Origin of the sequence: Paraburkholderia caffeinitolerans (genome assembly GCF_902859945.1) — a bacterium.
Classification (GTDB): domain Bacteria; phylum Pseudomonadota; class Gammaproteobacteria; order Burkholderiales; family Burkholderiaceae; genus Paraburkholderia; species Paraburkholderia caffeinitolerans.
On the sequence record NZ_CADIKL010000002.1, the window covers coordinates 64,956 to 89,005 of the forward strand.

Sequence of the window (24,050 nt, forward strand, 5' to 3'; positions counted from 1 at the left end):
TACTGGATTGTAACCCCCAGACACAGGGCGGCGGCGGCCGGACGGTGCACGCCCGCGAGCGCTCACTGCCTCAGCGAGCGCAAGCGACATGGGCCGCGGGACCGTCCTCGAACAGCACCTCGATCAGATCGGCTCGGCGCGCGCGGCACGCGGCCTGGTTGACATAGCCTTTGTCGGCGATTTCATTGGCCTCGATCGACGGCGGCTCGGCCATCAGCAGCACACGCCCGATAAAGAGACTCGCGCCCGTTTCCGGCTGCGCGCGCAGGCGTTCGGCCAGCGCTGCGACCACGAGCGGATGCCGCACGAGCGTTGCCGTGTCGAGTTCGCCGAGTTCGGGCGCGAGGCGTCGCAAGGCCGCGACGTTCGGCCATGCGAGCGCGGCGACATAGTCGCGGTCATGTCCGCAGATCACGGCGTCCGTGAGGAGCGGGCTGCATCGATCCAGCAGCGCGAGTCGCACCTGGCCCACGCGCACCCATGTGCCGTTCATGAGCTTGAAGTCCTCGGAGATGCGTCCGGCGTACAGCAGACCCTTCGCGGGGTCGCCCGGGTCGGCGAGCCGCACGGCGTCGCCGAAGCGGAAGTACCGCTCGTCGTCGAACGCGCCGGCATTCAGCGCGGGCGCATCCAGATAGCCGCCGAAAATCGAGCCGCCGCGGATGCGAATCTCGTAGCGCCCGTCGTCGCCCGCGAGGGGCACGAGCTTGACCTCGATGCCGGGGCCCGGCACGCCGATGTTGCCGAGTATGTCCGAGGGCGCCGCCAGGTACGTGCCCATGCCGTTCGTCTCGGTGGCGCCGAGCGAGGTGCGAAACGCAATGCGCTCGCCGACCGTGCGCGCGGCCACGCGCTGGATGCGTTCCCAGACATCGCGCGGAAGACTGGCTCCGCCGTAGCCGAAGCTGACGAGCCGCGAGAACAGCTTCCGCGCGAGCGTTTCGTCGCGCTCGAGCGCCTGGGCAAGCATCGCGAACGCGGCTGGGGCGCTGCTGAAGGTGGTCGGCGAAACGTCCTGCAAGTTGCGCAGCGTGCGCTCGAAACGCCCCGGCTGAGGCAACCCGTCGTCGATGAAGTGGCTCCCGCCCGTCACCATCGCACGCCCGAAGGACAGCACGCCGCCCATCGTGTGGTGCCACGGCATCCAGTCGAGATACACGGGCTGCGGGACGGCCAGCGGGCTGAACAGGTAGGCGAAATAGGCCGTGGCGTCCTTCAGGTTGCCGTAACTCATGGGCACGGCCTTCGGGGCGCCAGTGGAGCCCGAGGTGAACAGCATGCGAACCGTGTCGGTCGGCTGGATGGCCGCGCGCGCGCTGGCGAGCACGGCGGCGCGCGCCGGCGTCAGTTCCGTCGACGCAAGCGTCGACCAGGCCAGGCGATCATCGGTGGCGCCGCTCACGGCGATGACGGGAAGCTCGGGCGCGCCGGGCGCCGTAATCGCCGTGACAGCCGCATCGAAAGCGGCCCGGTCCTGCACGAAGAGCGCTGCCGGGCGCACGTGATCGAACACGCTTTTCAGTCTCACGAAATCGCGGCCCGCCTTCGAGTACGCCGGTGAGACGGGCGCGGTAGGCACGCCCGCATACTCGGCCGCGAGCAGCAACAGCGCCTGCTCGATGGAGTTGCCCGAAAGCAGCATGAGCGGACGCTGGGGGCCGAGGCCGAGGTTGAGCAGCGCCACGGCGACCGCCCTCACCTGAGTCCAGAGCGCGGCCCAGGTGATCGAGCGCCACTCGCCAGCGGCATCGCGCTCGCTGAACGCGGGCGCCGTGCCGCGCTCCCGCGCCCACCACGCCGCGAAATCGACGAAGCCGTTTTGCGGCACCGCCGGCGCGGGCGGCGACGAGAGGAGCAGCGTGCCGTCGGCGAGCGCGCGCACGTCCGTGCGCCAGCCCGGCATTTCGACAGGACGATACCGTGGCACTGGCGTGTTCTCGAGGGTGGGGTGGGGCACGCTGCTGTCTCCTTGGAATATGGGCGGCTTTGCCGACCTGTTACTTAGGAAAGAGTGTAGGGAACACCACCCCGCCGCACACCTCCCCGCGGCGAGGGGCTACGCGGGCCCACTCGCAGTCCGGGACTCAATGCCCGCTGTAGATCGACCGCACATCAGTGCTCGCCGTGGCCTGGCCGCCCGCGTCCGAACTGCCCGACATCGTGACGCCGCCCACCGCGCCAACGCCCGGCTTCGCCTGCTCTTGTGCGACGACGGCCTCGGCATGCTGGATGTCGTCCGGATAAGCGTTATCGGCCGCCACAGGACGATATCCGGCCTGCTCGACGCGGACGAGATCGGCGCGAACCTCGGCGCGCGTGACAGGGCCGTTGGTGCTGGACGTGATGGCGGCGTTCGACTGGGCAAATGCGTAAACCGGAGCGGCGAGCGCGCAGGAAACGAACAGTGCGGAAATGAGTGCTTTCATGATGTTCACCTTTGCATGGGTTTGCATGTGTGGCTGCTGCATCGGGGGTTGAGGCAGCTTCGGCCCGCCTTCGAAAGAACCGGTGCGCCGATTCCCGCGAAAGTTGTCCACATTCTGGTGAACCGGCGCTGACCCGAAGCTGACCCGCGCATTACGACTTTGTTATCTGCGCAGATAACAGATTCGTAATGTGCGGGTCAGCACGAGGTAAGCGCCCCATTCCGATACTTGCGTCCATCACGCCGCCCGTTGCCGATGGGCGGACCCGTCCCAGCGTCAGCCCCACCCTCACCGACCGGACACCTCCATGTGGATCGTCAAACTGGCCCTCAAGCGCCCCTACACGTTCATCGTGCTCGCCGTGCTGCTTTTCATCCTCGGGCCGCTCGCGATCATGCGCACGCCAACCGACATTTTTCCGGACATCGACATCCCGGTCGTCAGCATCGTGTGGACGTACAGCGGCTTTTCGGCCGAGGATATGGCGCATCGCATCACCTCGAACTACGAGCGCGCGCTCACCTCGGACGTCGACGACATCGAGCACATCGAATCGCAGTCGCTTAACGGCGTGTCGGTCGTGAAGGTGTTTTTTCATCCGGGCGCAGACATCAACCGTGCGATTGCCGAAGCGGCCTCGAACTCCGCGTCGATCCTGCGCGTTCTACCGCCCGGCACCCTGCCGCCGAACATCATCACCTACAGCGCTTCGACGGTGCCGGTGCTGCAACTCGGCCTCTCCAGCAACACGCTGCCCGAGCAGTCGCTCTACGACCTCGGCAACAGCTTCATCCGCACGCAGCTCGCCACGGTACAAGGCGCGGCGGTGCCGCTGCCCTATGGCGGCAAGGTCCGCCAGATCATGGTGCAGCTCGATCCCAAGGCACTGCAGGCGAAGGGCCTCGCGCCCATCGACGTCGTGAACGCCGTGAACGCGCAGAACCTGATCCTGCCCGGCGGCACAGCGAAGATCGGCACACGCGAATACAACGTGGAGATGAACGGCAGCACGCAGACCGTGGCCGCGCTCAACGACTTGCCCATCAAGATCGTGAACGGCAGCATGGTCTACGTGCGCGACGTCGCGCATGTGATCGATGGCTATGCGCCGCAGACCAACATCGTGCGCGCGGACGGCAAGCGCGCCGCGCTGCTCACCGTGCAGAAAACCGGCAGCGCCTCCACGCTCACGATCATTCAGCAAGTTAAAGCGATGCTGCCGAAGATTGCGGCAGGCCTGCCCAGTGCGCTCAAGATCACGCCGCTCTCCGACCAGTCGCTGTTCGTGAAGTCCGCCATTTCGGGCGTGGTGCGCGAAGCGCTGATTGCCGCGAGCCTCACGGCCGCGATGATCCTGCTATTTCTCGGCAGCTGGCGGGCTACGCTCATCATTGCGGTGACGATTCCGCTTTCCGTGCTTACCTCGCTGATCGCGCTTTCGGCGCTGGGCCAGACCATCAACATCATGACGCTCGGCGGGCTCGCACTCGCGGTGGGCATCCTGGTGGACGACGCCACGGTCGCGATTGAGAACATCACGCACCACCTCGAACGCGGCGCGCCGCTGCATGACGCGATCCTCGACGGCTCGGGCGAGATTGCCGTGCCGACCTTTGTTTCGACGCTCTCGATCTGCATCGTGTTCGTGCCGATGTTCCTGCTTACGGGCGTCGCGCACTATCTGTTCGTGCCGATGGCGCAAGCCGTGGTGTTCGCGATGTGCGCCTCGTACTTCTTCTCGCGCACGCTGATTCCCACGCTTTCGATGTACTTGTTGCGCGCGCAATCGAAAAACCCGACACCCGCGCGAGGATTCGCGGGCAAGCTGAGCGGCTTCCAGCGCGGATTCGAAAGGCGCTTCGAGGCCGTGCGCAATCGCTACCACGCCATGCTTTCGGGCGCCATCGCCCAGCGCCGCCGCTTTGTCGTGAGCTGGCTCGCGATCTGCCTGGGTTCGCTCGCGCTCGTGCCGTTCATGGGGCGCGACTTCTTCCCCGCCATCGACTCCGGCGAGATCCGTCTGCATCTGCGCGCGCCCACCGGCACGCGCATCGAGGAAACCGCTCGTATCACCGACGAAGTCGAAGCGAAGATTCGCACCGTGATCCCCGCCGCCGAACAGGCTTCGGTGCTCGACAACATCGGACTGCCGGTGAGCGGCATCAATCTCACCTACGACTCGTCCGATCCGATCGGCCCCGAGGACGCCGACATTCTCATCACGCTCGCGCCGAAGCACCCGCCCACCGCGCAATACGTCGCGCAGCTGCGCAACGTGCTCGATGCGTCGTTTCCGGGCGTGACCTTCTCGTTTTTGCCCGCGGACATCGTGAGCCAGATCCTCAACTTCGGGTTGCCCGCGCCCATCGACGTGCAGATCGTGGGCAACAAGCTCGCGCAGAACCGCGTGGTGGCGAACCGCCTGCTCGACCAGATGCGCGGCGTGCGCGGGCTCGTGGATGCGCGCATCCAGCAGCCCGGCGACGAACCCACGCTCAACGTGAACGTCGACCGCACCAAAGCCATGCAAGCTGGCCTCACGCAGCGCGACGTCGCGCAGAACCTGCTGATCGCACTCTCGGGCAGCTCGCAGACCACACCGAACTTCTGGCTTGATCCGAAGAACGGTGTGAGTTATCCGCTCATGGCGATGGTGCCGCAATACGACATCCATTCGCTGCAAACGCTCGCCAACGTGCCCATCACCACGCAGTCGGTCACCGCCAATCCGCAGAACCTGCTTGGTACGCTCGGCACAGTCTCGCGCAGTGAACAGGAGGCAGTGGTCTCGCACTACAACGTGCAACCCGTGCTCGATATTTTCGCTTCCACGCAGGGACGCGATCTCGGCGGCGTGGCCTCCGACGTGACGAAGCTCGTCAACGCCGCGCGCGCCCAACTGCCGCCGGGTTCGTCGATCGTGGTGCGCGGCCAGGTTCAATCGATGAATGCCTCGTTCAGCGGGCTCGCACTCGGCCTCGTGTTCGCGATCGCGCTGGTCTATCTGCTGATGGTCGTGAATTTCCAATCGTGGCTCGATCCGCTCATCATCATCAGCGGCCTGCCCGCGTCGATCGCGGGCATTGCATGGATGCTGTTTGTGACGCAAACGACGCTCTCAGTGCCTGCGCTCACGGGCACGATCCTGTGCATCGGCATTGCGACGGCCAACAGCATTCTCGTGATCAACGCCGCGCGCGAGTCGCTCGCCAGCGGCATGGCGCCGCTGGCCGCCGCGCTAGACGCGGGCTTCAACCGCTTTCGCCCTGTGGTGATGACTGCGCTCGCCATGCTGATCGGCATGCTGCCGATGGCGCTCGGCCTCGGCGACGGTGGCGAGCAAAACGCGCCGCTCGGGCGTGCCGTGATCGGTGGACTCGCGATTGGCACGCTCTCGACGCTGGTGTTCGTGCCGGTCGTGTTCGGCATGGTGCACGGCTGGCTTGCGAAACGTCGTGCGGCCCGCTCGGATGATATCGAAGCCACCGAGACTACTCATATTCAATAAGGAATACAGATGAACACGCGAAATCCATCCGAGGATCGAGATGCCTCTCAACAACCGGCGAAGCACGCCGAGTCCGCACAGCCGCCCGCGTCTTCATCGTCCTCAACATCGGTACGGGGCGCACGCAAGCGCCATGTGCTCGTGCTTGGCATCGGCTGCCTCGCCATCGCGCTGCTTGCAGCCGGCATCGTGCCCAGGCTCGACGCGCGCAAGGCGCAGGCCGCGCAAGTGGCCGTACAGCGCGAACTGGTCGTTTCCACGGTCGCGCCCAAGCCCGCGCCCGCGACCCAGGACCTGCTGCTGCCCGGTTCGGTCATGCCGTGGGCCGATGCGTCGATCTATGCGCGCACGAGCGGCTACGTGCAGCAGTGGTACGCGGACATCGGCGCGCACGTGAAAACAGGCCAGACGCTTGCCCGGATCGACACGCCCGAACTTGACGCGCAATTGAAACAGGCCCAAGCCGACGAGGCCACCGCGCAAGCGAACTACCGCTTTGCGAGCAGCACGGCGCAGCGCTGGCGGACCATGCTGCAAACGCAGTCTGTCGCCCAGCAGGACGCCGACGCGAAAACGAGCGACGCCGCCGCGAAGCTCGCTACGCTCCAGGCGGCGCAAGCCAATGTCGCGCGGCTCGAGGAACTGGTCGCCTACCAGAGCGTGACAGCGCCATTCGACGGCGTCGTTACCGTGCGCAACGTCCAGGTGGGCGCGCTCGTGACGGCGGGCGGCACGCCCGGCCTTGCGTCGATGCCGGGCGAGCTATTTCACATCGAGCAGACGAACCGGCTGCGCGTCTACGTGGACGTGCCGCAGGACGACGCCAGCAGCGTCACGCCTGGCACCGCCGTCTGGCTCACGACGCAGCAGTATCCGGGGCGGCGCTTCCCGGCGGCGGTCGCACGCAGCGCCAACGCAATCGATCCAGTGAGCCGCACACTGCATGTAGAAGTCGACGTCGACAACGGAGACGGCGCGCTGATGCCCGGCGCCTACGCGCAAGTCCATCTTGCGCTCTCGACGGCTACGCCATCGCTCGAAGTGCCGGTGAGCGCCCTGCTGTTTCGCCCCGATGGCGTGACCATCGCCGTGATGGACGCCCACGACAAGGTGCAGCTGCACCAGGTCAGCATCGGCCGCGACTTCGGCACTTACGTCGAGATTGCCACCGGCCTGGCGAGCACCGATCGCGTCATCAACAATCCCGGCGACGCCATCGCCAACGGCCAAAGCGTGCGCGTGGCAACCGGATCCGCCGGCACGCCTGACGTGGCCAGGGCCGCCCATGGCGGCAAGGCTTAGGCGAGGTCCATCATGTTCGATATTTGCACCGCCCCATTGCGCAGGATCGCCGTGGCTTGCACCGCCGCATCGCTGGCGGCATGCACGACGCTGCCCCATTACAGCGTGCCCGAAACCACCGTGCCAGCGCGTTATGCTGGCGCGCCGCAGCCCTCAGCCGGATGGGCCTTGGCCGCACCCGCCGATGGTCAATCGCGTGGCCCATGGTGGAGCATCTTTCAGGATCACGAACTGAATGACCTTGAATCCCGCGTAGACGTTTCGAATCAGACTGTGAAGCAGGCCGTTGCGCAGCTCCAGGCCGCCCGTGCGATGGTTGACTACCAGCACGCGGGCTACTCGCCCACGATTACCGCGGGCACCGCGGTGCAGCGCTACCGCACCTCGCAGAACGTCGTGGACCACTCGCTCGCAGGCAAGACGATTCCCGACTACTCGGTGGGCGTGGGCGCGAGCTGGGAGCCCGACTTGTTCGGGCGCGTGAAAGACGCCACGGTAGAAGCGCAAGACACCGCCCAGGCCAGCCAGGCCGATCTCGAATCGGTACGTCTCTCGGTGGCGAGCGATCTCGCTGCCGATTACTTCGATCTGCGCTCGCTCGATCGCCAGAAGAAGCTGCTCGACGACACCGTGACCGCTTACGCCGCCGCACAGCGCATCGTCCAGCAGCAGCTCACGGATGGCGCCATCGACGCCTCGGCGGTCGCGCAGGCGCGAACTCAGCTCGAAAGCGCACGCACGGCGGACCAGGACATCGACGTGCAGCGCGCCCAGCTAGAGCACGCTATCGCGACGCTGATCGGCGAACCGGCTTCGACGTTTACGCTGCCGCCAGTGGTCGAGCCGGCCATGGTGCCGGCGATTCCCGCGAGCGTACCCTCCGAGCTGCTCCAACGCCGCCCCGATATTGCCGCCGCCGAACGGCGCGTGGCGGCGGCCAATGCACGCATTGGCGAGGCGCACGCGGCCTTCTACCCGGACCTCACGCTGTCGGCATCGGTGGGGCTCGAAAGCACGTTTTTCGCGCCGTGGCTCACCGCGCCCAGTCTGTTCTGGTCGCTCGGTGCGCAGCTTGCTGGCACGCTGTTCGACGGTGGCCGGCGCGAGGCCACGCTCAAGGGTGCGAACGCGCAATACGACGCGTCCGTTGCCGCCTACCGGCAAACGGTGCTCACGGCGTTCCAGCAGGCCGAGGACAATCTGAGCGCGCTCGGCACGCTCGCAGGCGAGTCGGACAGCCAGCAGCGCGCAACGAGCGCCGCGCAACTGTCGCTGAAGCTCACGACCCATCGCTATCAGGCAGGCGCTGTGAATTACCTCGACGTGGTGACGGCGCAGACCATCGCGTTGCAGAACGAGCGCAACGAAGAGCAAATCGCACAGCGCCGGCTCGACGCAAGCGTGCATCTGCTCGAAGCGCTCGGCGGAGGGTGGGACCGGGCGGCGCTGAAGGAGGAATCTCTGAAAACGGACAAATCGTAGGCTTGCGACAAGCCGGAGGAAGTGTAACCCTGGAATTGCAAGAAATCTTGCGGTACCGGGCGCAACGGTTCCTGTAATGAGCGTTAGCGCTTAGGAGCGCTCAGGCCGAGCGCATCCGCTTTAGCTCGTCGATACGAAGACGATAACTGCGCTGCAGACAAGTTTTATCGCCACACACGTTGCGGGAATCGCGAAGCCATGCGCGTTGGTCCGCTCGCAATTTTTCCTTGTTGGACGATGCTTTTAGCTTTTGATTATATATTTCTGCCAATATTTGATCGAGACGCGTAAGACCCGCATCCCCGCAAATAAGCTTCGCTTGAACGGATATCAGCTTGCTGCAATCGCGACTTTGCATGAGCGCCGTCTTCGTGGCGGATTGCGTTTCCAGCAGCCCCGGCTTGCAGAGCCCCTGCAGCGACTTGCAAGCGACATCGCGCCCGACCCATGCCATGTCTTGCGCACCGTATTGCTTGACGAAACGATTGATCGCGACCTGGCTGACGCCCCTTTGCATGGCGTTTGCCGCGATTATTTCGTTGCACAGCGAGTCCTTGGCGTAGTTTTTCTTATCACTCCGGTAGCAGCTGTGAAAGCCGAGCCGCCCGCTACCCATGACACTTCGGCGCGCCCCAGAGGCAAACAGGATAGAAGCGCAAGCGGACGCGCATCTGGCGTTATCTGGAACCAAGGTATAAACGCGGACTTTATCCATCGCATCGACGAGCCGGAAAGCGGCTTCGACATTTCCCCCCGGACTATTTAAAGCAAGAATGACGAGTCCTTCGTCGTCGCGGCCGGCCATTTTGGCGACCGCCAGAAACTTCTCTGCGTCCCCGTCCTGAATCTTCCCCTCGCCGATCACCATTTTCAGCCTGAGTTGTGGTTGGGAGGAAAGCTTGAAGTCCATCCCTGGCGCGGCACCGGGAAGCATAAGCGCAGTGAAACAAAGCCAGCACAGCAACCGTCGGATCAGGCTTTGCGCTGCCGCGTCTTTGGCTGCTGGGTGCTCGGTGCTGTGCATACGCTTCTCCCCGGGAAACGGGTGATCTCACCGGCCGGGCCGCGCAAACGAAAGCATGAATCGCGTGCCGGCGGCGTCGCTCTCGGCGCGCGCCGTGCCGCCATGCAGCGTCATGATCGTGCGCACGATCGCGAGCCCGAGGCCGGCCGAGCCTCCCGCTTGCGGACCGCTGTGGCGCGAAGCATCCACACGGTAGAAGCGGTCGAAAATGCGCTCCAGCAACTCCGCGTCGATTGGGGCCCCGGGATTGGCGACCGTAACGTCGAAAGTCGTGGGCTTCGGCACCGCGCTCAGCGTGATTTCACCGCCGCGCGGCGTATAGCGCAGCGCGTTGGCGAGCAGATTGCTGAGCGCGCGCCGAAACAGTTCGCGATCGGCGCGCAAGCGCCCTTCGCCCGTCACGCGAATGCGCACGCCGGCCTCGTCGGCAAGACCTTCGAAGTAATCGGCGATCTGCGCGAGTGCCTCGACGGCGTCGAACTCCGCGAGCGTCGTCATGAACTGCGGATGCTCCGCGCGCGCGAGAAAGATCACGTTCTCGATCATGCGCGAGAGTCGCGCGCATTCCTCCAGATTCGATTCGAGCAGCGCCTCGTATTCGGGCACCGTGCGCGTGCGAGCGAGCGCCACCTCGGTCGCACCGCGCAGGTTGCCCAACGGCGTGCGCATGTCGTGCGCGAGATCGGCCGTGTATTGCGACATGCGCTCGAAGCCGCCATGCAGCCGCTCGAGCATCGCATTGAGCGATTTCACGAGGGTCTCGAGTTCGAGCGGCGCGCCATCGACTTCTATCGCGGTATCGAGCCGCTCGACCGTGACCGTTTCTGCGCGCACGGCCATGTCGCGCAATGGACGCAGCGCCTCGCGCACGAGCAGCCAGCTCATCCCGAACGCGAGCAGCATGCCGGCAAAGCCATACGCATAGAGGCGCTCGCGATAGTGGTCGAGCACGCGCCAGCGGTCGGTCATGTCGCGCGCGATCACCACGGTCACGGGCGTGCCGTCGGCGAGCGTCGCATCGGCGGCGAGCCCGCGCACCGGCACGTCGCGCAGGTTGTGCCATTCGCGCACGTCGCTTTCGGTGATCCGTTGCGCAGCGCCGAGGCGCGAGGCCAGCGGCGTCGCGGGAAATTTGCCATCGGCAACGCTCTGCGTGTTGTGCTCCACGAGGAGCGCACCGTCTGCGCCGAGCACTTCCATGGTCAGCGCCGAATTGCCCAGCACCTGGCTCGTGAGGCGCGGCGCGTGCTCGCGTACGTCCGCCGCATTGTGCAGCTCGCCCGCAAGCCTGCGCATATGACGCGCGATCAGCACGATGTCGAGATCGTCCTGCTGGCGAATTTCGCGGCCTAGCGTGAAATAGAGCGTGCTGCCGACCAGTGCGAACACCGCCAGCGTGGTGCCCGCGAAACTAAGCGCGAGGGTAGCGGTAAGCGAGCGCGCGGCCATCAGGCGGGCTCTTTGATTTCGGCCACGTAGCCCACGCCGCGCACGGTATGTATGAGCTTGACGGCAAAGTCGTCGTCGACCTTGGCGCGCAGGCGGCGGATGGCCACCTCGACCACGTTGGTGTCGCTGTCGAAGTTCATGTCCCATACATACGAAGCGATCTGCGTGCGCGTTAGCACTTCGCCCTGGCGGCGCACGAGCAGTTGCAGCAGCGAGAATTCGCGCGGCGTGAGGTCGATGCGCGTCGCCCCACGGCGCACGCGCCGCCGCGTGACGTCGATCTCGAGATCGCCCAGCATCATCACGTCGGTCTCGCGCGGGGGACCGCGCCGCGCGAGCGTGCGCACGCGCGCGAGCAGCTCGACAAACGCAAACGGCTTGACGAGGTAATCGTCGCCGCCGAGTTCCAGCCCCTTGACGCGGTCGTTCACGTCGTCGCGCGCGGTGAGGAACAGCACCGGCGTAGTGTGCGTCGTGCGCAGCACCTTGAGCACCGACCAGCCGTCCATGGCCGGCAGCATCACGTCCAGCACGATCACGTCGTACGCTTCTTCCCGCGCGAGGATCAGACCTTCGGCGCCGTCCGCGGCCACGTCGACCGCGTAGCCCGATTCCTCGAAACCTTTTTTCAGGTAAGCGCCGGTCTTGGGTTCGTCTTCGATCACGAGAATGCGCATTGCGCTCGTCCTTGCGTTTGTTCCCGGTTTTGTCCCAGGGTGTGTTCGTCGATCAGGTATGCACGCATCGCGCAAGATTCAGCCGCGCTTCGCGCGACGCCCCTTCTTCGCAGCGGCAGCGGGCGCCTCGAACCGCTCCATCTTGAAGCAGCGCCCCGCCGCCCATTCGTCCTGCAGCGCCTTGCGCACATCCAGCAGCGCCGTGCGCTGTTCGTCGAGCCGCGTGCGCAGCGCGTCGATCTCCTGGAGGCGCTGTTCGATGCGCTCTAGCAGCGCTTCCTTCGAGAAACCCTGCATTTCCTCGACCGCCGCGCGCATATCCTCCAGCGAGAAGCCCAGCCGCTGCGCCAGCTGAATCTGCCTGAGTCGCTCCTCGGCTGCTTCGTCGTAAATCCGGTAGCCGTTCGCGCCACGGTGCGCCGGCGGCAGCAGGCCGCTCTGCTCGTAGAAGCGGATAGCCGAGGCCGCCATGCCCGTGCGCGTCGCCAATTCGCCGATCTTCATGGTGCTTGACCTTCAAGTGAACTTTAAACTTAGTATACGCCCGTCTCCCGTGCTGAAAAGGTCAATCGATGGCTACTTCACTGTTCGCTCCGCTCACGCTGCCCAATGGCGGCACCCTGCCCAATCGCATCGCCAAGGCCGCGATGGAAGAAAACCTGGCCGATGCCGGCCAACTACCGGGCGCGGCGCTCTGGCGTCTCTACGAAGCCTGGGGCGCAGGCGGCGCGGGCCTGCTGATCACCGGCAACGTGATGATCGACGGCCGCGCGCTGACCGGTCCAGGCGGCGTCGTGCTGGAACGCGGCACGTCGCTGGAGCCGTTCAGGCGCTGGGCGGACGGCGCGCGCAAGCACGGCGCGCGGATCTGGATGCAGATCAATCACCCGGGGCGGCAGGTCATCGCGGCGATGGGGCGCGATGCGTGGGCGCCCTCGGCTGTGCCGGTCGATCTCGGCAAGCACAGCAAGCTGTTCGCACAACCGCGCGCGATGACCGAAGCGGAAATTCACGAAGTGATCGAACGCTTCGCGGATACCGCGCAAGCCGCGCAGCAAGCCGGCTTTGACGGCGTGCAGATCCACGCCGCGCACGGCTATCTGCTGTCGCAGTTCCTCTCGCCGCTCACCAACCGCCGCAACGACGCATGGAGCGGCTCGCTGGAACACCGCGCAAGGCTATTGCTGGAGGTCGTGCGGGCGGTGCGCGCTCGCGTTGGTGCATCGTTTGCCGTGGGGATAAAAATGAATTCCGCCGATTTCCAGCGCGGCGGATTTTCCGAGGCCGACGCGCGGCAGATCGTTCTATGGCTCAACCATGAGACCGTCGATCTAGTTGAGCTCTCGGGCGGCAGCTACGAAAGCCCCGCCATGCAGGGGCGCACGGCGGACGGCCGCACGCTCGCGCGCGAAGCGTATTTCCTGACCTTCGCGCAGGAGATTGCGGCGGTCGCCAGCATGCCGGTCATGACGACGGGCGGCATTCGCCGGCAAGCGGTGGCCGAGGCCGTGCTCGCGGAAGGCGTGGCCGTGGTCGGCATGGCGAGCGCGCTCGCTTGCATGCCGGATCTGCCCAAGCGCTGGCGCGACGGTCAATCGGTCGATGCGCCGCTGGCCGTCGTCGGCTGGCGGGACAAAGCCGTGGCCGGGCTCGCGACTATGGCGCTCGTCAAGCGCCGGCTGCGCGTCATCGCAGCGGGCAGACGGCCGGGGCGCCGCTATTCGCCGTTCTACAGTCTCGTGATCGATCAGCTTCGCACGCGCAGGCTGACCACGCGATATCTGCAGTGGCGGCAGGCGCGTGCTTAGCCCCGCTTAATAACTCAAGGCTCAGGCATGCCCGCGAAAGCTCGCGCACAACCGGAACGCGCTTTCCGAAACGGGAATCTGCTTGGCCTTGCAATAGCGCGTGACGAGCTTCAGCAACTCCTTGATATCACGCCCGCTCGCATTCGGATACGCATGCGTGAGCGTCTCGATCAATTCATCGCCAAGCGCCGCGCCGAACTGATCCGAAAGCACTTTCCAGAGGCGGAGCGCATCGGCTTTCGGCGGCGTTTCGTAGTGAATCGTCGCGATACAGCGCGAGAGAATCGCATCGTCGACGTCGTCGATGCGATTGGTGGTCATGAACAGCAGCCCGTTGAAATACTCGAGCGTGCGCAGGAATTCCGCGACGATCGCGTTGTGTTCGAGATCGTTGTCGCGCCGGCGGATATAGACATCGGCTTCGTCGAGCAGCAGGACCGCGTCCCAGCGCATCGCGCGCCGCAGGATGTTCGAGAGCGACGCGCCCACCGAGGCCGCCGTGGTTCCGAGTTGCCCCGAATGCACGCGATAGAGCGGCTTGCCGACCACTTCCGCATAGATTTCGGCGGTCAGCGTCTTGCCGAGGCCGGGCAAGCCCTGGCAGAGTATCGTCGTGCCGCCTGACTTGCCCGGCACCACGTCCTGCACGAACACGTTCATGTTCGACGTGAGAATGTCGATGAGATCGTGATGATGGGCCGGCAGCACCAGCTTGTCGCGCAACTCGGGCTGGTAGCGGTATTCCTCCATGTTCTGCACGTGCACCCAGATATCGCGGTGCCATTCCAGATGGAACAGGTGCACATAGCCGTGCAGTGGAATTTTCTCGAAGCTTTCCGCCATGCCGGCCGAGCGCCAGAATTCAGGATCGCAAATCATTTCGAAGCGGCGCTCGAGCCGCTCCTCGTCGTTCACGCACTTGGCGACGACACCGTCGACGATGCGCGTCAGCTCCACCGCGCCTTTCTCGCCTACCGTGAACGCGGCTTTCGTCACCACGAACTGCGCGCCAAAGCGGCGCTGGAACTTCAGGAAACGCTGTGCGTGTTGCTCGTATTCGTGCTTGAACTCCGCGCATTCCTTGTAGAAGCCAAATTCGGCCAGCAGCTCGGGAATCGTGCGATTGACGATATCGTGGCGGTTGATCACGAGCGAGGTGGTCATACCCGAGCGGCGCTTGTGATAGTCGGTCAGCTCCGAATTGGCCGATAGCATCGTATTGGCCAGCATGTCGACCACCACATAGGGCGCGCCCTGCTCCGGCTCCACGTGGCGAATCCGGTGCACGAGCCACGGCAGCAGCGTGCCGTCCTTGTTGCGCTGGTAGAGCCAGCCGTCGATGGCGTCGCGCGACAGGTACGCGACCAGCCCCGGCACCAACTGGTCCAATGCCGGAATGGCACGCGCCTGTGGCGCGTTGTAGATGTTGTCGAGCGCCAGCATCTGGAACATCAGCATGCGTTCGTTCTGCGTCTTGCTCAACGCATAGAGCGTGTTGAGCGAACGCGCGTCGAACAGCTTGCTCGACACGATCATGTTGCCGTGGCACACGCCATGCTCCTTGAGCCGCGTGGCGAGCAGCGATTCGGTCTCGATCATCCCTAGCAGAGGATGAATCAACGATTCCGGAATTTCAAAATCCATGAGCAAGACTCCCGTTCATTGCCGCCGCCATTGCGGCAGCGGACTCGCGCGTCACTTCAGGAAGAATTCGATTGCCATGCTGACGATGGGCGGATGCACCACATGCAAGCCATTGAATTCGATGTACTGAACATCGTATCCGGCTGAGCGCAGCCTCGTGGCATTGGCGCGGCCGCTCGTTTCGATCGGCAACTGCTCGTCGACAAGACCGTGGGCGATGAATACCTTCGGCGCGCCCTCTTGCATGAAGATCGACATGAAGCCGCCAGAAAACGCGATCACGTGGCTCACGATATCGCCGTTGGTCACGCCGATCGAAAGCGCGTAACTCGCGCCATCCGAAAACCCCGCGAACGCGAGGCGGCCCGGATCGATGCGGTAGCGCGACGAAACCTGCATGAGCGCTTCGCGCAGCCGCTCCAGATCGGGGCCATTGCCGCCAATCACGATGTCCCAGGTTGGATAAGTCGAATGCGGTGCGAGAACCAGAAACTTGTGCTGCTGCGCATGCTCTTCGATAAAAGGCAGCACCTTTTCCGGAAAGCCCCCTGCGCCATGAAACATCACGAAGAGCGCAACGGGCGCATCGTCGTCGAGGCCCGGTGGCACGAACAACACGGCGTCGCGCTCATCGGCGAGCCCGAGGTGATGGCGGCCCGGCGGCAACCGGCCCTGGGTAGGCTCGGCGTGAGTAAAGGACAGGCGACCGAACAGCGAGGGATCGAACATGACGGACCTGAAGGTGGAGGCGGATCGCAGCCGATATCGACGCGGCTACTGTGAACTATTGTGATATATCATATATCACAAGGCGATACGAAAGGAAGGAATTCCACTCCCGTAGTCAGCCCTTCTGAAACACGATCACGGCATACCGGCATTTGTGCGCACTTTCGTTCTTGAAGACGCAGTCGCCCGGAGGCCCCAGATCCAGACAATCGCCGGCGCCCAATTCGTGGCGCTCGCCCGCTTCGACAAAGACGAGATTGCCGGCCAGCACCCAGATCAGTTGCCGCGTTTGCAAATAGGCCGAGGCCGGCATCGGAATTTCCGCGCCCGGCGGCAAATCGATCTCCACGAGGTTCAGCGGCGCCGCCGACTTGGGCGACACGTGACGCCGAACGTACCCGCTTTGCGGATCGACCCACAGTGGCTGGTCCGCCGCGCGCAACAGGCGCCCTTCTTCCAGCTCCGCGAGTGCCAGCAGCGCCGACATACTCATGCCAAACGCCCCGGCCAGCTTCGCGAGCAGCGACGCCGTCGGGCTGCTCTCGCCGCGCTCGATCTTGTGGATCATGGCGCGCGAGACGCCGGATTTGGCCGCGAGGTCGGTGAGCGACCAGCCGCGCCCCTCGCGCTCGCCTCGAATGCGCGCGCCGATGCGCTGATCTATATTGTCTATTATCGTGTACACTTGATCCATTATAGTGGATTAAACGAAGAGGCGGCCATGGACATTCGCGATGCGGGTCCCGAGGACATCGACGGTATCACGGCGATCTATAACGACGCCGTGCTGAATACGACCGCGATCTGGAACGACACCGTAGTCGATGCGGCCAACCGCACCGCATGGCGCGCCGACCGGCAAAAGGCCGGCTACCCGGTGCTGGTTGCCGTGGACGATCAGCAGGCGGTGCTCGGCTATGCCTCATTCGGCGACTGGCGCGCCTTCGACGGATATCGGCATACGGTCGAGCATTCGGTCTATGTGCGCAACGACCAGCGCGGGCGCGGCATCGGCGTGGCGCTCATGGAAGCGCTGATCGGCCGGGCGCGCGCGATCGGCAAGCACGTGATGGTGGCGGGCATCGAGGCGAATAATGCCGGCTCCATCGCGCTGCACGAAAAGCTCGGGTTCGAGCACGTGGGGCATATGAAGGAGGTGGGCGTGAAGTTCGGCGCGTGGCTCGATCTGGCTTTTATGCAGATCAGGCTTGATGCGCGGGCGGCGCCTGGGGGTTGATACGGCTCCCCCGCCAAAAAATTTTTCGCCCCGATGTCACACACGGGCCAGGCTCGCTCGTCATGTCAGTGGAACCCAACCAAAGGAGATGGAACCATGACTGCAAAGCTCGAGCCGTTCGCCGCCGCCCCCGCCCAAATGAAGTCCTGGATGGGCGCTTCGCTGGCCATTGCCGGCAGCCTCGACCGCAGCCTCGTCGCGCTGGTGGAGATCCGCACCTCGCAAATCAACGCCTGCGCCAATTGCATTAACATGCACACGACCCAGGCGCGCGAGGCTGGCGAGACCGAACAACGCATCTACCTGCTCTCCGCCTGGCGCGAAGCGCCCTGCTACAGCGACCGTGAACGCGCAGCGCTGGCCTGGACCGAAGCGCTCACGCGCATCTCCGAAGGTCATGACGCAATCGAACGCGCCCGCGCCGCGCTCGACGACCACTTTACCGAGGAAGAACAAGTGAAGCTCACGCTGATGATCAACGTGATCAATGGCTGGAACCGCCTCGCTGTCGGCTTCGGCCTGTGGGTCGATCCGGCAGTGGCGAAAACCATGACGACTAAGGCCGCCGCATGACGGACACCGGCCTGACCGCCCCTGAAAACGCAGGGGACGCCGGCGACGCCGCAGCGAGCTTCGACCCGCTGCGGCGCAAGCTGATTCGCGTGGCGTACCGCATGCTCGGCTCCGTGGCCGATGCCGAGGACATCGTGCAGGATGCGTTCATTCGCTGGATGCACGTCGATCGCACGGAAGTACTGGTGCCCGAGGCTTTCCTGCGCCGCATGGTGATGCGCATGTGCCTCGATCAGCTCAAGTCCGCGCGGCATCAGCGCGAAACCTACGTGGGCCCTTGGCTGCCCGAGCCGGTCGTCGAAGAGGACGACGAGGAAGACATCACGCTGCCGCTGATGCTCGCGCTGGAGAGGCTCTCGCCGCTCGAGCGCGCGGCTTTCCTGCTGCACGACGTGTTCGGCCTCGACTTCGACGAGGTCGCCACCACGATCCAGCGCGAGGCGGCTGCGTGCCGTCAGCTCGCAGCGCGGGCGCGCACGCATGTGCGCGAGTCGCGCCCACGGTTTCGCGTGGAGAAGGAGCGCGGTCTGGAATTGGCGGAAGCGTTCTTCGCCGCGTCGCGCAGCGGCGACATGAGCGCGCTCGGCGCCATGCTGGCCACCGACGTGAGCCTGCATGCGGACGGCGGCGGCAAACGGCCGGCACTCGGCGAGCCGCTGTTCGGCTTCGAGTCGGTAATGAAAGTGCACGCGTATTTTGCGGAGCTGTTCCGCAAGAACGGCTCGACGCTCGTGCGCGCGGGCTTCATTAACGGACTGCCCGGCTTCGTCACACTGGAAGCCGATGGAGAGTTGCAGACGACTGCGCTTGAAATCGTGAACGGCAAGATCGCCGCGATTTATGTCATGCGCAATCCGGACAAGCTGCAGCACCTGCACTGACGAGCCGCGATATCGGCCCTAAGCTACGCAGGTTACCTGAGCCACCCTAAGCAGACGGCTCCTGCCAATAGCCTTCGCGCGCGTAGAGTCCCGCGAAGAAGTCGAGAAACGCGCGCACCTTCGGCGAGACGGTTTTGCGGGGCGGATAAACGCCCCACACGCCCGGCGTCGCCGTCGCGGTGGAGGTGCGCGCCTCCCAGCCGGGCAGCAGGCGCACGAGCTTGCCCTCGCGCAGCGCCCCGCCCGCGGCCCACTCGGGCAGCAGCGCGACGCCCATGCCGGCCAGCGCGAGCGAGAGCACGGCTTCGGTGTCGTCGACGCGCAAACGCCCGCCGAGCTTCACCGTGACTTCGCCCGAGCTGCTGCGGCCCGAGGGGCTCACGATCACCCACTTGTCCTCGGCGGTCAGCGGAAAGCGGATGGCCTCGTGCGAGGCGAGTTCCGCGGGCGTGGCGGGATGCCCGCGCCGCGACAGGTACTCGGGGCTCGCGCAGACGATGCGCCGGTGCGTGGCGAGTTGCTTCGCCATCAGTTGCGAGTCGGGAAGCACGCCGATGCGCACGGCCACGTCGATGCCGGCGTCGATGATGTTCACGATCTCGTCGGTCAGGATCGCATCGACGTTGATCTTCGGGTAGCGCGCCATGAACTCGGGCAAATGGCGGATCACGTGCCGGCGTCCGAACGAGGTCGGCATGGTCACGCGCAGCACGCCCTGCGGAGCGCTATTGAGCGACGAGGCCGCCTCGCGCGCCTCGTCGAGACTTTGCATCACGCGCAGCGCGCGCTCGCGAAAGACGCGTCCGCCCTCGGTCAGCGTGAGGCCGCGCGTCGAGCGGTTGAACAGCGAGACGCCGAGATCGGCTTCGAGTTCGGAGATATAGCGCGAGACCGTGGACGTTTTGACCTCGATCCGCTCGGCCGCCTTGCTGAAGCTGCCCAGTTCCGCGGACTGAAGAAATGCCCGAATCGCCAAAAAATAATCGATTACCACCTTGCCGCGCCTCCGCCCTGTTCCCGCCGTGTTCTTTTGGCGCGGAGATTGCCCCGCGCCGTCGATGCGCATTTTACCCGGCGAAGGCCAGGGCGATTGGCAGAGCCGGTGATGCCGGGATTTTCAGTAAAGTATCAAAAATTGCTGAAAACGGCTCCGGACATGCTCGGCGAGCCCCGCAGCGGCGATATCGAAGATGCTTGCACGGACCTGCCCGAAGTGCGGCGTCTGCTCGATGCGCATGAGGGTGCGCTGGCGGAGTTTGAAGCGGGTATGGGGAGGAGCGGTCGGTCCATCAGCGCCGTGCGGCTATTCCCGATGCAGCGCAATCCACTCGCTGAAAGTCTTCACGTTCGGCTGCTGCGCTGCAGAATCGGGATAAACGAAATAGTAACGCGCGCCGGTTTCGATCGCGGCATCGAATGGCATGACGAGGCGCCTCGTGCTCACATCCTCGCTGACCAGCGTGCGGTCGCCGAGCGCCACGCCGAAACCCTGCATGGCCGCGTTCGTGGCCAGATCGAGCGTCTCGAACTCCTGCCCGGCGTCGGGACTCACATCGCGCGCGCCAGCATGATCGAGCCAAAGCTTCCAGTCGCGGTGGTCGCGCGTCGGGTGAAGCAGCGTGTGCTGCACAAGATCCTCCGCGCTCCCGAGCGGCTTCTCTTTCATCAGCGCCGGTGAGCAGACCGGTGTCAGCCGCTCCTCGAACAAAGGAACCGCGCAGACTTCGGCGCCTGGTGACGATCCATAGACGATCGCCGCATCGAACGGCTCGACCAGAAAGTCGACATCGTGCTGCCAGGTCGTCGTGATCTGCACCTGAAGGTCTGGATGGTCGACCTGAAAACGCATGACTCTCGGCAGCATCCAGCGCATGACGCAGGTCGGCACCTTCAGCGCCAGCCCCGTACGCTGCCGGGTCAGGCGCTGCGAAATTTCCTCGATGCGCGCAAAGCTTTCCTTGACGGTGGGCAGCAACCGCTCCCCCTCCGACGTCAGCGTGAGCCCCTTCACGTGGCGGATAAAGAGCGGAAACCCGTAATAGTCCTCCAGCGCGAGGATCTGGCGGCTCACCGCCCCTTGCGTGATGCACAGGTTGTCCGCCGCACGCGTAAAACTGCGGCAGCGGGCAACCACCTCAAAAACCTGAAGCGCATTAAGCGGGGGAAGTCGTCGCATAACGGAAATGCCGGGTGTGACTTGGAGTGATACAAGGCCGGTTCGCTATTTGAAACGGTCAATGCAGGATCTTCGACAGAAAATCCTTGGCCCGTTCCGATTTTGGATTGGCGAAGAACGCTTCCTTCTGATCGTCTTCGACAATGTGGCCGTGGTCCATGAAGATCACCCGGTGCGCGACCTTCTTCGCGAAGCCCATCTCGTGCGTGACGCACATCATGGTCATCCCTTCCTGAGCCAGTTCGACCATTACGTCGAGCACCTCGTTGATCATTTCCGGATCGAGCGCCGATGTGGGCTCGTCGAACAACATGGCAACCGGATCCATCGAAAGCGCACGCGCAATCGCAACCCGCTGCTGCTGCCCGCCGCTCAGTTGCGCCGGATACTTGTCCGCGTGTGCACGCAGCCCGACACGCTGAAGCAGCCGCAGGGCCTTCTCGGTTGCTTCGTCCTTTCGGCGGCCAAGGACTTTGGTCTGCGCGAGCGTCAGGTTATCGGTGATCGACATGTGCGGAAACAGTTCGAAGTGCTGAAAAACCATCCCGACTTTCGAACGCAACCTGGACAGATTCGTTCGCTTGTCGCCAACCGATTCGCCGTTGATCGTAATGTCGCCATTCTGGAACGGTTCAAGTCCATTGACGGTTTTGATCAGCGTCGATTTGCCGGAGCCGGACGGGCCGCAGACCACCACGACTTCGCCCTTCTTCACTTCGGTCGTGCAGTCGGTCAGCACCTGAAACTGCCCATACCACTTGGATACATTGCTGATGGAAATCATGTTGAGACCCGCTTCTGGAAATAGGAAACCCACTCGAGCGCCACGTCGACCGCTTCAGCGGTGCCGGGCGCGCTGATACCGCTGCTCGAGCACACGCGCATACCAGGTGAGCGGAAAGCACATCGCGAAGTAGATCAGCGCCACCATGGCGTAGATCGGGAATGGCCGGAACGCAGCGTTCGTGATCATCGTTCCGGTCTTGGTCAGCTCGGTGAGGCCGACGATCGAAGTCAGCGCCGTACTTTTCACGACCTGCACGAGAAAGCCGACCGTGGGCGGCACGGCGATCTTCCACGCCTGCGGCCAGATCACATAGCGCAGTTGCTGCGTCCAGGTCATGCCGAGACTCGCCGCCGCGCCCCACTGCCCGCGCGGCACGGCCTCGACGCAGCCTCGCCAGATATCGACCAGATAAGCACTGGTGTACAGCGTGAGCGTCACGGTCGCGGCAAGCCACGGCGATACGTCGATGCCCAACAGCGGCAAACCGAAAAACCCAAGGAACAACTGCATCAACAGCGGCGTGCCCTGAAACAGCTCGACATACAAGACCACGACGCGGCGCAGCCACGGCAGCGGCGACACGCGCATGGCGAGCAGCACGAACCCTGCCACGCCGCCCCCGACAAAGGCGATCAGCGAGAGAACGACCGTCCAGCGCGCGGCGAGCAACAGGTTGCGCGCGATATCCCACAGCGAAAATTCAACCATCACGAACGCTCCGTCTGAATGCCGGCCACCGCCGCCGCACGGGCCGAAAACCATGCGCGCAGTCCGTTGCGCGACGTGCCGGCGCTGCCCCTGGCTGCCCGTCCCGCGAACAGTCTTCTGCACAGCCGGTTGATCAAGAGGCGCAGCACGATCGACAGCAGCAGATAGATCACCGTGGCGATGATGTAGCTTTCGAACGACCGGAAGTTGCGCGACTGGATGAAATTGGCTGCGTACGTAAGGTCGGGCACCGAAATTTGCGAAACCACGGCCGAGCCCAGCATCACGATCAGGACCTGGCCGAGCAGCGCCGGGAACACGTTCGCGAGCGCCTGTGGCAACACGATGTGGCGAAAGACCTGGCGACCCTGCAGACCAAGCGCCATCGCCGCCTGAAGCTGACCGCGCGGAATCGAGTCGATCCCCGCCCTGACGATTTCGAGCGCATATGCGCCCAGATTGACGGTCATCGCCAGAACGGCAGCCTGCATCTCGTCGATATGCACGCCCAGGCTCGGCAAGCCGAAAAATACAAAGAAGAGTTGCACCAGAAACGGCGTGTTGCGGATCAGTTCAACATACGCCGCCACGAGCGCCCGTGCCCCCTTCCCCCCCGCGACAGCAACCATCGCGCCGACAATGCCGACGATGCCGCCCAGCACCGTCGAAATCGCCGTCAGGACGAGCGTCACCGCGACACCGTGCGCGAGCATGCCCATGTAGGGAGCGAAGTCGCTGAAATCAAACGTGTAACTCATCGTGACGCCATCCGTTTTTCCGTTAAAGAGAAGTCGGGCTGATCAAAGATCGGCCGGCAACGGCGCACGCAGCCACTTCTGGGAGATGGCGTTCATCGTGCCGTCCTTCTTTGCCGCTGCGATGGCGTCGTCGACCTTCGCCTTCAGGCGCGCCTCGTTCTTGTTCAGGCCGACGTGGTCCGGCGAGCTGAAGAGCGAGAACTTCTGCTCCGGATTGTTCGCGGGATGGCGAGCCATAATGGTTGCGCCCACATCGTTTCCGACCACCAGCAACTGCGCCTGACCGGACAGGAACGCCGAGATCGCACCATTCGGGTCGTCGAAGCGCTTGATGGTCGCCGAAGGCGGCGCGACTTTGCTGACGCTCAGGTCCTCCAGCGTGCCGCGCGCCACCGCAACCGTCTTGCCAGCAAGGTCGTTCGCGCTCTTAACCGCAAGCGATTTCGGCCCGAACACCGCGAGGTAGTACGGCGCGTACGGCTGCGAGAAGTCGATTACCTTCGCGCGTTCGGGCGTCTGGCCGACTGAAAGCAGCATGTCCGTCTTGTGGTCCGCGAGGTAGGCCATGCGGTTGTCACCCGTGACCTGAACCAGTTCGACCTTCGCGTTGAGCGTCTTGCCGATCAGATTCGCCACCTCGATGTCGTAGCCTTGCGGTTTCATATCCGGGCCGATCGAGCCAAACGGCGGATAGTCTTCGAACACGCCAATGCGCACCACCCCCGACTTCTGGATGGTGTCCAGCGCGTCCGCATGCGCGAGCGGCGCGAACGCGCAAAGGCCTGCCATGCCGGCGAGGGCAACGGAAGCCGTCGCGCGCGCAAAGAGGCATTTCAGGGGCTGATGGGTCTGGGTCGCGGTGCTCATGGCGTGTCTCCTGG

At 64.4% G+C, this 24,050-nt stretch carries 22 protein-coding genes; 7 read left to right on the forward strand and 15 right to left on the reverse strand.

The annotated features are described in order from the left end of the window. Positions 1–70 precede the first annotated feature (70 nt). Both HV773_RS01920 and HV773_RS01925 read right to left on the reverse strand, forming a co-directional pair. Positions 71–1,903 carry an AMP-binding protein gene (locus HV773_RS01920; RefSeq protein ID WP_129564509.1) on the reverse strand — a complete coding sequence of 611 codons (1,833 nt, stop codon included), beginning with the start codon at positions 1,901–1,903 and terminating at the stop codon, positions 71–73. A 181-nt stretch (positions 1,904–2,084) separates the two neighbouring features. Then, the gene (locus tag HV773_RS01925; RefSeq protein ID WP_129564510.1) at positions 2,085–2,426 is read right to left on the reverse strand and encodes a DUF4148 domain-containing protein; all 342 of its coding nucleotides are present in this window, start codon (positions 2,424–2,426) and stop codon (positions 2,085–2,087) included. 307 nt (positions 2,427–2,733) lie between these two features. Here HV773_RS01925 and HV773_RS01930 point away from each other — a divergent pair, with 307 nt between their 5' ends. From HV773_RS01930 to HV773_RS01940, 3 genes are read left to right on the forward strand one after another with little or no spacing between them, the layout of a single operon-like run. Further along, positions 2,734–5,934: an efflux RND transporter permease subunit gene (locus HV773_RS01930; protein WP_129564316.1), complete on the forward strand. Its 3,201-nt coding sequence runs from the start codon at positions 2,734–2,736 to the stop codon at positions 5,932–5,934. Positions 5,935–5,943: 9 nt separating this feature from the next. Then, positions 5,944–7,236 (forward strand): efflux RND transporter periplasmic adaptor subunit, encoded by a 1,293-nt coding sequence (locus HV773_RS01935; protein WP_129564317.1) that lies wholly within the window; start codon positions 5,944–5,946, stop codon positions 7,234–7,236. Between the two features lie 12 nt (positions 7,237–7,248). Beyond that, a complete protein-coding gene (locus HV773_RS01940) occupies positions 7,249–8,718 on the forward strand; it encodes an efflux transporter outer membrane subunit (protein ID WP_129564318.1) in 1,470 nt (489 codons plus the stop codon). Positions 8,719–8,818: 100 nt separating this feature from the next. Here HV773_RS01940 and HV773_RS01945 read toward each other — a convergent pair whose 3' ends face one another. From HV773_RS01945 to HV773_RS01960, 4 genes are all read right to left on the reverse strand, one after another. Continuing rightward, positions 8,819–9,742: a lysozyme inhibitor LprI family protein gene (locus HV773_RS01945; protein ID WP_129564319.1), complete on the reverse strand. Its 924-nt coding sequence runs from the start codon at positions 9,740–9,742 to the stop codon at positions 8,819–8,821. A 27-nt stretch (positions 9,743–9,769) separates the two neighbouring features. Then, entirely contained in the window at positions 9,770–11,191 is a 1,422-nt protein-coding gene (locus HV773_RS01950) for a heavy metal sensor histidine kinase (RefSeq protein WP_129564320.1), read from the reverse strand. Continuing rightward, complete coding sequence (locus HV773_RS01955; protein ID WP_129564321.1) at positions 11,191–11,868, reverse strand: heavy metal response regulator transcription factor; 678 nt, start codon at positions 11,866–11,868, stop codon at positions 11,191–11,193. The genes HV773_RS01950 and HV773_RS01955 overlap by 1 nt, the downstream gene beginning before the upstream one ends. Before the next feature lie 78 nt (positions 11,869–11,946). Then, entirely contained in the window at positions 11,947–12,372 is a 426-nt protein-coding gene (locus HV773_RS01960) for a MerR family transcriptional regulator (RefSeq protein ID WP_129564322.1), read from the reverse strand. 68 nt (positions 12,373–12,440) lie between these two features. Between HV773_RS01960 and HV773_RS01965 the strand changes: the two genes are divergently transcribed. Beyond that, positions 12,441–13,676 (forward strand): NADH:flavin oxidoreductase/NADH oxidase family protein, encoded by a 1,236-nt coding sequence (locus HV773_RS01965; RefSeq protein ID WP_129564323.1) that lies wholly within the window; start codon positions 12,441–12,443, stop codon positions 13,674–13,676. Positions 13,677–13,697: 21 nt separating this feature from the next. On the opposite strand, the gene HV773_RS01970 is transcribed toward HV773_RS01965, so the two are convergent. From HV773_RS01970 to HV773_RS01980, 3 genes are all read right to left on the reverse strand, one after another. After that, positions 13,698–15,320, reverse strand: a complete 1,623-nt coding sequence (locus HV773_RS01970) for an AAA family ATPase (protein WP_129564324.1) — start codon at positions 15,318–15,320, stop codon at positions 13,698–13,700. Between the two features lie 51 nt (positions 15,321–15,371). Next, on the reverse strand, positions 15,372–16,049 hold the full coding sequence (locus HV773_RS01975; RefSeq protein WP_129564325.1) for an alpha/beta hydrolase: 678 nt from the start codon (positions 16,047–16,049) through the stop codon (positions 15,372–15,374). A gap of 115 nt (positions 16,050–16,164) precedes the next feature. Beyond that, positions 16,165–16,734 (reverse strand): helix-turn-helix domain-containing protein, encoded by a 570-nt coding sequence (locus HV773_RS01980; protein ID WP_129564326.1) that lies wholly within the window; start codon positions 16,732–16,734, stop codon positions 16,165–16,167. A gap of 36 nt (positions 16,735–16,770) precedes the next feature. On the opposite strand from HV773_RS01980, the gene HV773_RS01985 reads away from it, so the two are divergent. The 3 genes from HV773_RS01985 to HV773_RS01995 all read left to right on the forward strand — a co-directional run bounded on the left by HV773_RS01985 (position 16,771) and on the right by HV773_RS01995 (position 18,740). Further along, the gene (locus HV773_RS01985) at positions 16,771–17,286 is read left to right on the forward strand and encodes a GNAT family N-acetyltransferase (RefSeq protein ID WP_129564327.1); all 516 of its coding nucleotides are present in this window, start codon (positions 16,771–16,773) and stop codon (positions 17,284–17,286) included. A gap of 96 nt (positions 17,287–17,382) precedes the next feature. Continuing rightward, the gene (locus HV773_RS01990) at positions 17,383–17,859 is read left to right on the forward strand and encodes a carboxymuconolactone decarboxylase family protein (RefSeq protein ID WP_129564328.1); all 477 of its coding nucleotides are present in this window, start codon (positions 17,383–17,385) and stop codon (positions 17,857–17,859) included. Then, the gene (locus tag HV773_RS01995) at positions 17,856–18,740 is read left to right on the forward strand and encodes a sigma-70 family RNA polymerase sigma factor (RefSeq protein WP_129564329.1); all 885 of its coding nucleotides are present in this window, start codon (positions 17,856–17,858) and stop codon (positions 18,738–18,740) included. The genes HV773_RS01990 and HV773_RS01995 overlap by 4 nt, the downstream gene beginning before the upstream one ends. A 46-nt stretch (positions 18,741–18,786) precedes the next feature. Here HV773_RS01995 and HV773_RS02000 read toward each other — a convergent pair whose 3' ends face one another. The 6 genes from HV773_RS02000 to HV773_RS02025 all read right to left on the reverse strand — a co-directional run bounded on the left by HV773_RS02000 (position 18,787) and on the right by HV773_RS02025 (position 24,036). Further along, a complete protein-coding gene (locus HV773_RS02000; RefSeq protein WP_129564511.1) occupies positions 18,787–19,728 on the reverse strand; it encodes a LysR family transcriptional regulator in 942 nt (313 codons plus the stop codon). A gap of 315 nt (positions 19,729–20,043) precedes the next feature. Further along, complete coding sequence (locus HV773_RS02005; RefSeq protein WP_129564330.1) at positions 20,044–20,916, reverse strand: LysR substrate-binding domain-containing protein; 873 nt, start codon at positions 20,914–20,916, stop codon at positions 20,044–20,046. 58 nt (positions 20,917–20,974) lie between these two features. Continuing rightward, positions 20,975–21,700, reverse strand: a complete 726-nt coding sequence (locus HV773_RS02010; RefSeq protein ID WP_129564331.1) for an amino acid ABC transporter ATP-binding protein — start codon at positions 21,698–21,700, stop codon at positions 20,975–20,977. A gap of 54 nt (positions 21,701–21,754) precedes the next feature. Continuing rightward, a complete protein-coding gene (locus HV773_RS02015) occupies positions 21,755–22,411 on the reverse strand; it encodes an amino acid ABC transporter permease (RefSeq protein WP_129564332.1) in 657 nt (218 codons plus the stop codon). Continuing rightward, a complete protein-coding gene (locus tag HV773_RS02020) occupies positions 22,411–23,169 on the reverse strand; it encodes an amino acid ABC transporter permease (RefSeq protein ID WP_129564333.1) in 759 nt (252 codons plus the stop codon). Before HV773_RS02020 ends, HV773_RS02015 begins: the two co-directional genes overlap by 1 nt. Before the next feature lie 42 nt (positions 23,170–23,211). Continuing rightward, the gene (locus HV773_RS02025) at positions 23,212–24,036 is read right to left on the reverse strand and encodes a transporter substrate-binding domain-containing protein (RefSeq protein ID WP_129564334.1); all 825 of its coding nucleotides are present in this window, start codon (positions 24,034–24,036) and stop codon (positions 23,212–23,214) included. Positions 24,037–24,050: the final 14 nt, after the last annotated feature.

Excerpts from the sequence above, each read along its gene's own strand:
- HV773_RS01930 (WP_129564316.1), top strand. The coding sequence starts at position 2,734 with ATGTGGATCGTCAAACTGGCCCTCAAGCGCCCCTACACGTTCATCGTG.
- HV773_RS01995 (WP_129564329.1), top strand. The coding sequence starts at position 17,856 with ATGACGGACACCGGCCTGACCGCCCCTGAAAACGCAGGGGACGCCGGC.
- HV773_RS01990 (WP_129564328.1), top strand. The coding sequence starts at position 17,383 with ATGACTGCAAAGCTCGAGCCGTTCGCCGCCGCCCCCGCCCAAATGAAG.
- HV773_RS02005 (WP_129564330.1), bottom strand. The coding sequence starts at position 20,916 with ATGCGACGACTTCCCCCGCTTAATGCGCTTCAGGTTTTTGAGGTGGTT.
- HV773_RS02020 (WP_129564333.1), bottom strand. The coding sequence starts at position 23,169 with ATGAGTTACACGTTTGATTTCAGCGACTTCGCTCCCTACATGGGCATG.
- HV773_RS01985 (WP_129564327.1), top strand. The coding sequence starts at position 16,771 with ATGGACATTCGCGATGCGGGTCCCGAGGACATCGACGGTATCACGGCG.
- HV773_RS01940 (WP_129564318.1), top strand. The coding sequence starts at position 7,249 with ATGTTCGATATTTGCACCGCCCCATTGCGCAGGATCGCCGTGGCTTGC.
- HV773_RS01965 (WP_129564323.1), top strand. The coding sequence starts at position 12,441 with ATGGCTACTTCACTGTTCGCTCCGCTCACGCTGCCCAATGGCGGCACC.
- HV773_RS02015 (WP_129564332.1), bottom strand. The coding sequence starts at position 22,411 with ATGGTTGAATTTTCGCTGTGGGATATCGCGCGCAACCTGTTGCTCGCC.
- HV773_RS01955 (WP_129564321.1), bottom strand. The coding sequence starts at position 11,868 with ATGCGCATTCTCGTGATCGAAGACGAACCCAAGACCGGCGCTTACCTG.
- HV773_RS02025 (WP_129564334.1), bottom strand. The coding sequence starts at position 24,036 with ATGAGCACCGCGACCCAGACCCATCAGCCCCTGAAATGCCTCTTTGCG.
- HV773_RS01960 (WP_129564322.1), bottom strand. The coding sequence starts at position 12,372 with ATGAAGATCGGCGAATTGGCGACGCGCACGGGCATGGCGGCCTCGGCT.
- HV773_RS02010 (WP_129564331.1), bottom strand. The coding sequence starts at position 21,700 with ATGATTTCCATCAGCAATGTATCCAAGTGGTATGGGCAGTTTCAGGTG.
- HV773_RS01975 (WP_129564325.1), bottom strand. The coding sequence starts at position 16,049 with ATGTTCGATCCCTCGCTGTTCGGTCGCCTGTCCTTTACTCACGCCGAG.
- HV773_RS01920 (WP_129564509.1), bottom strand. The coding sequence starts at position 1,903 with ATGCCGGGCTGGCGCACGGACGTGCGCGCGCTCGCCGACGGCACGCTG.
- HV773_RS01945 (WP_129564319.1), bottom strand. The coding sequence starts at position 9,742 with ATGCACAGCACCGAGCACCCAGCAGCCAAAGACGCGGCAGCGCAAAGC.
- HV773_RS01935 (WP_129564317.1), top strand. The coding sequence starts at position 5,944 with ATGAACACGCGAAATCCATCCGAGGATCGAGATGCCTCTCAACAACCG.
- HV773_RS01950 (WP_129564320.1), bottom strand. The coding sequence starts at position 11,191 with ATGGCCGCGCGCTCGCTTACCGCTACCCTCGCGCTTAGTTTCGCGGGC.
- HV773_RS01970 (WP_129564324.1), bottom strand. The coding sequence starts at position 15,320 with ATGGATTTTGAAATTCCGGAATCGTTGATTCATCCTCTGCTAGGGATG.
- HV773_RS01925 (WP_129564510.1), bottom strand. The coding sequence starts at position 2,426 with ATGAAAGCACTCATTTCCGCACTGTTCGTTTCCTGCGCGCTCGCCGCT.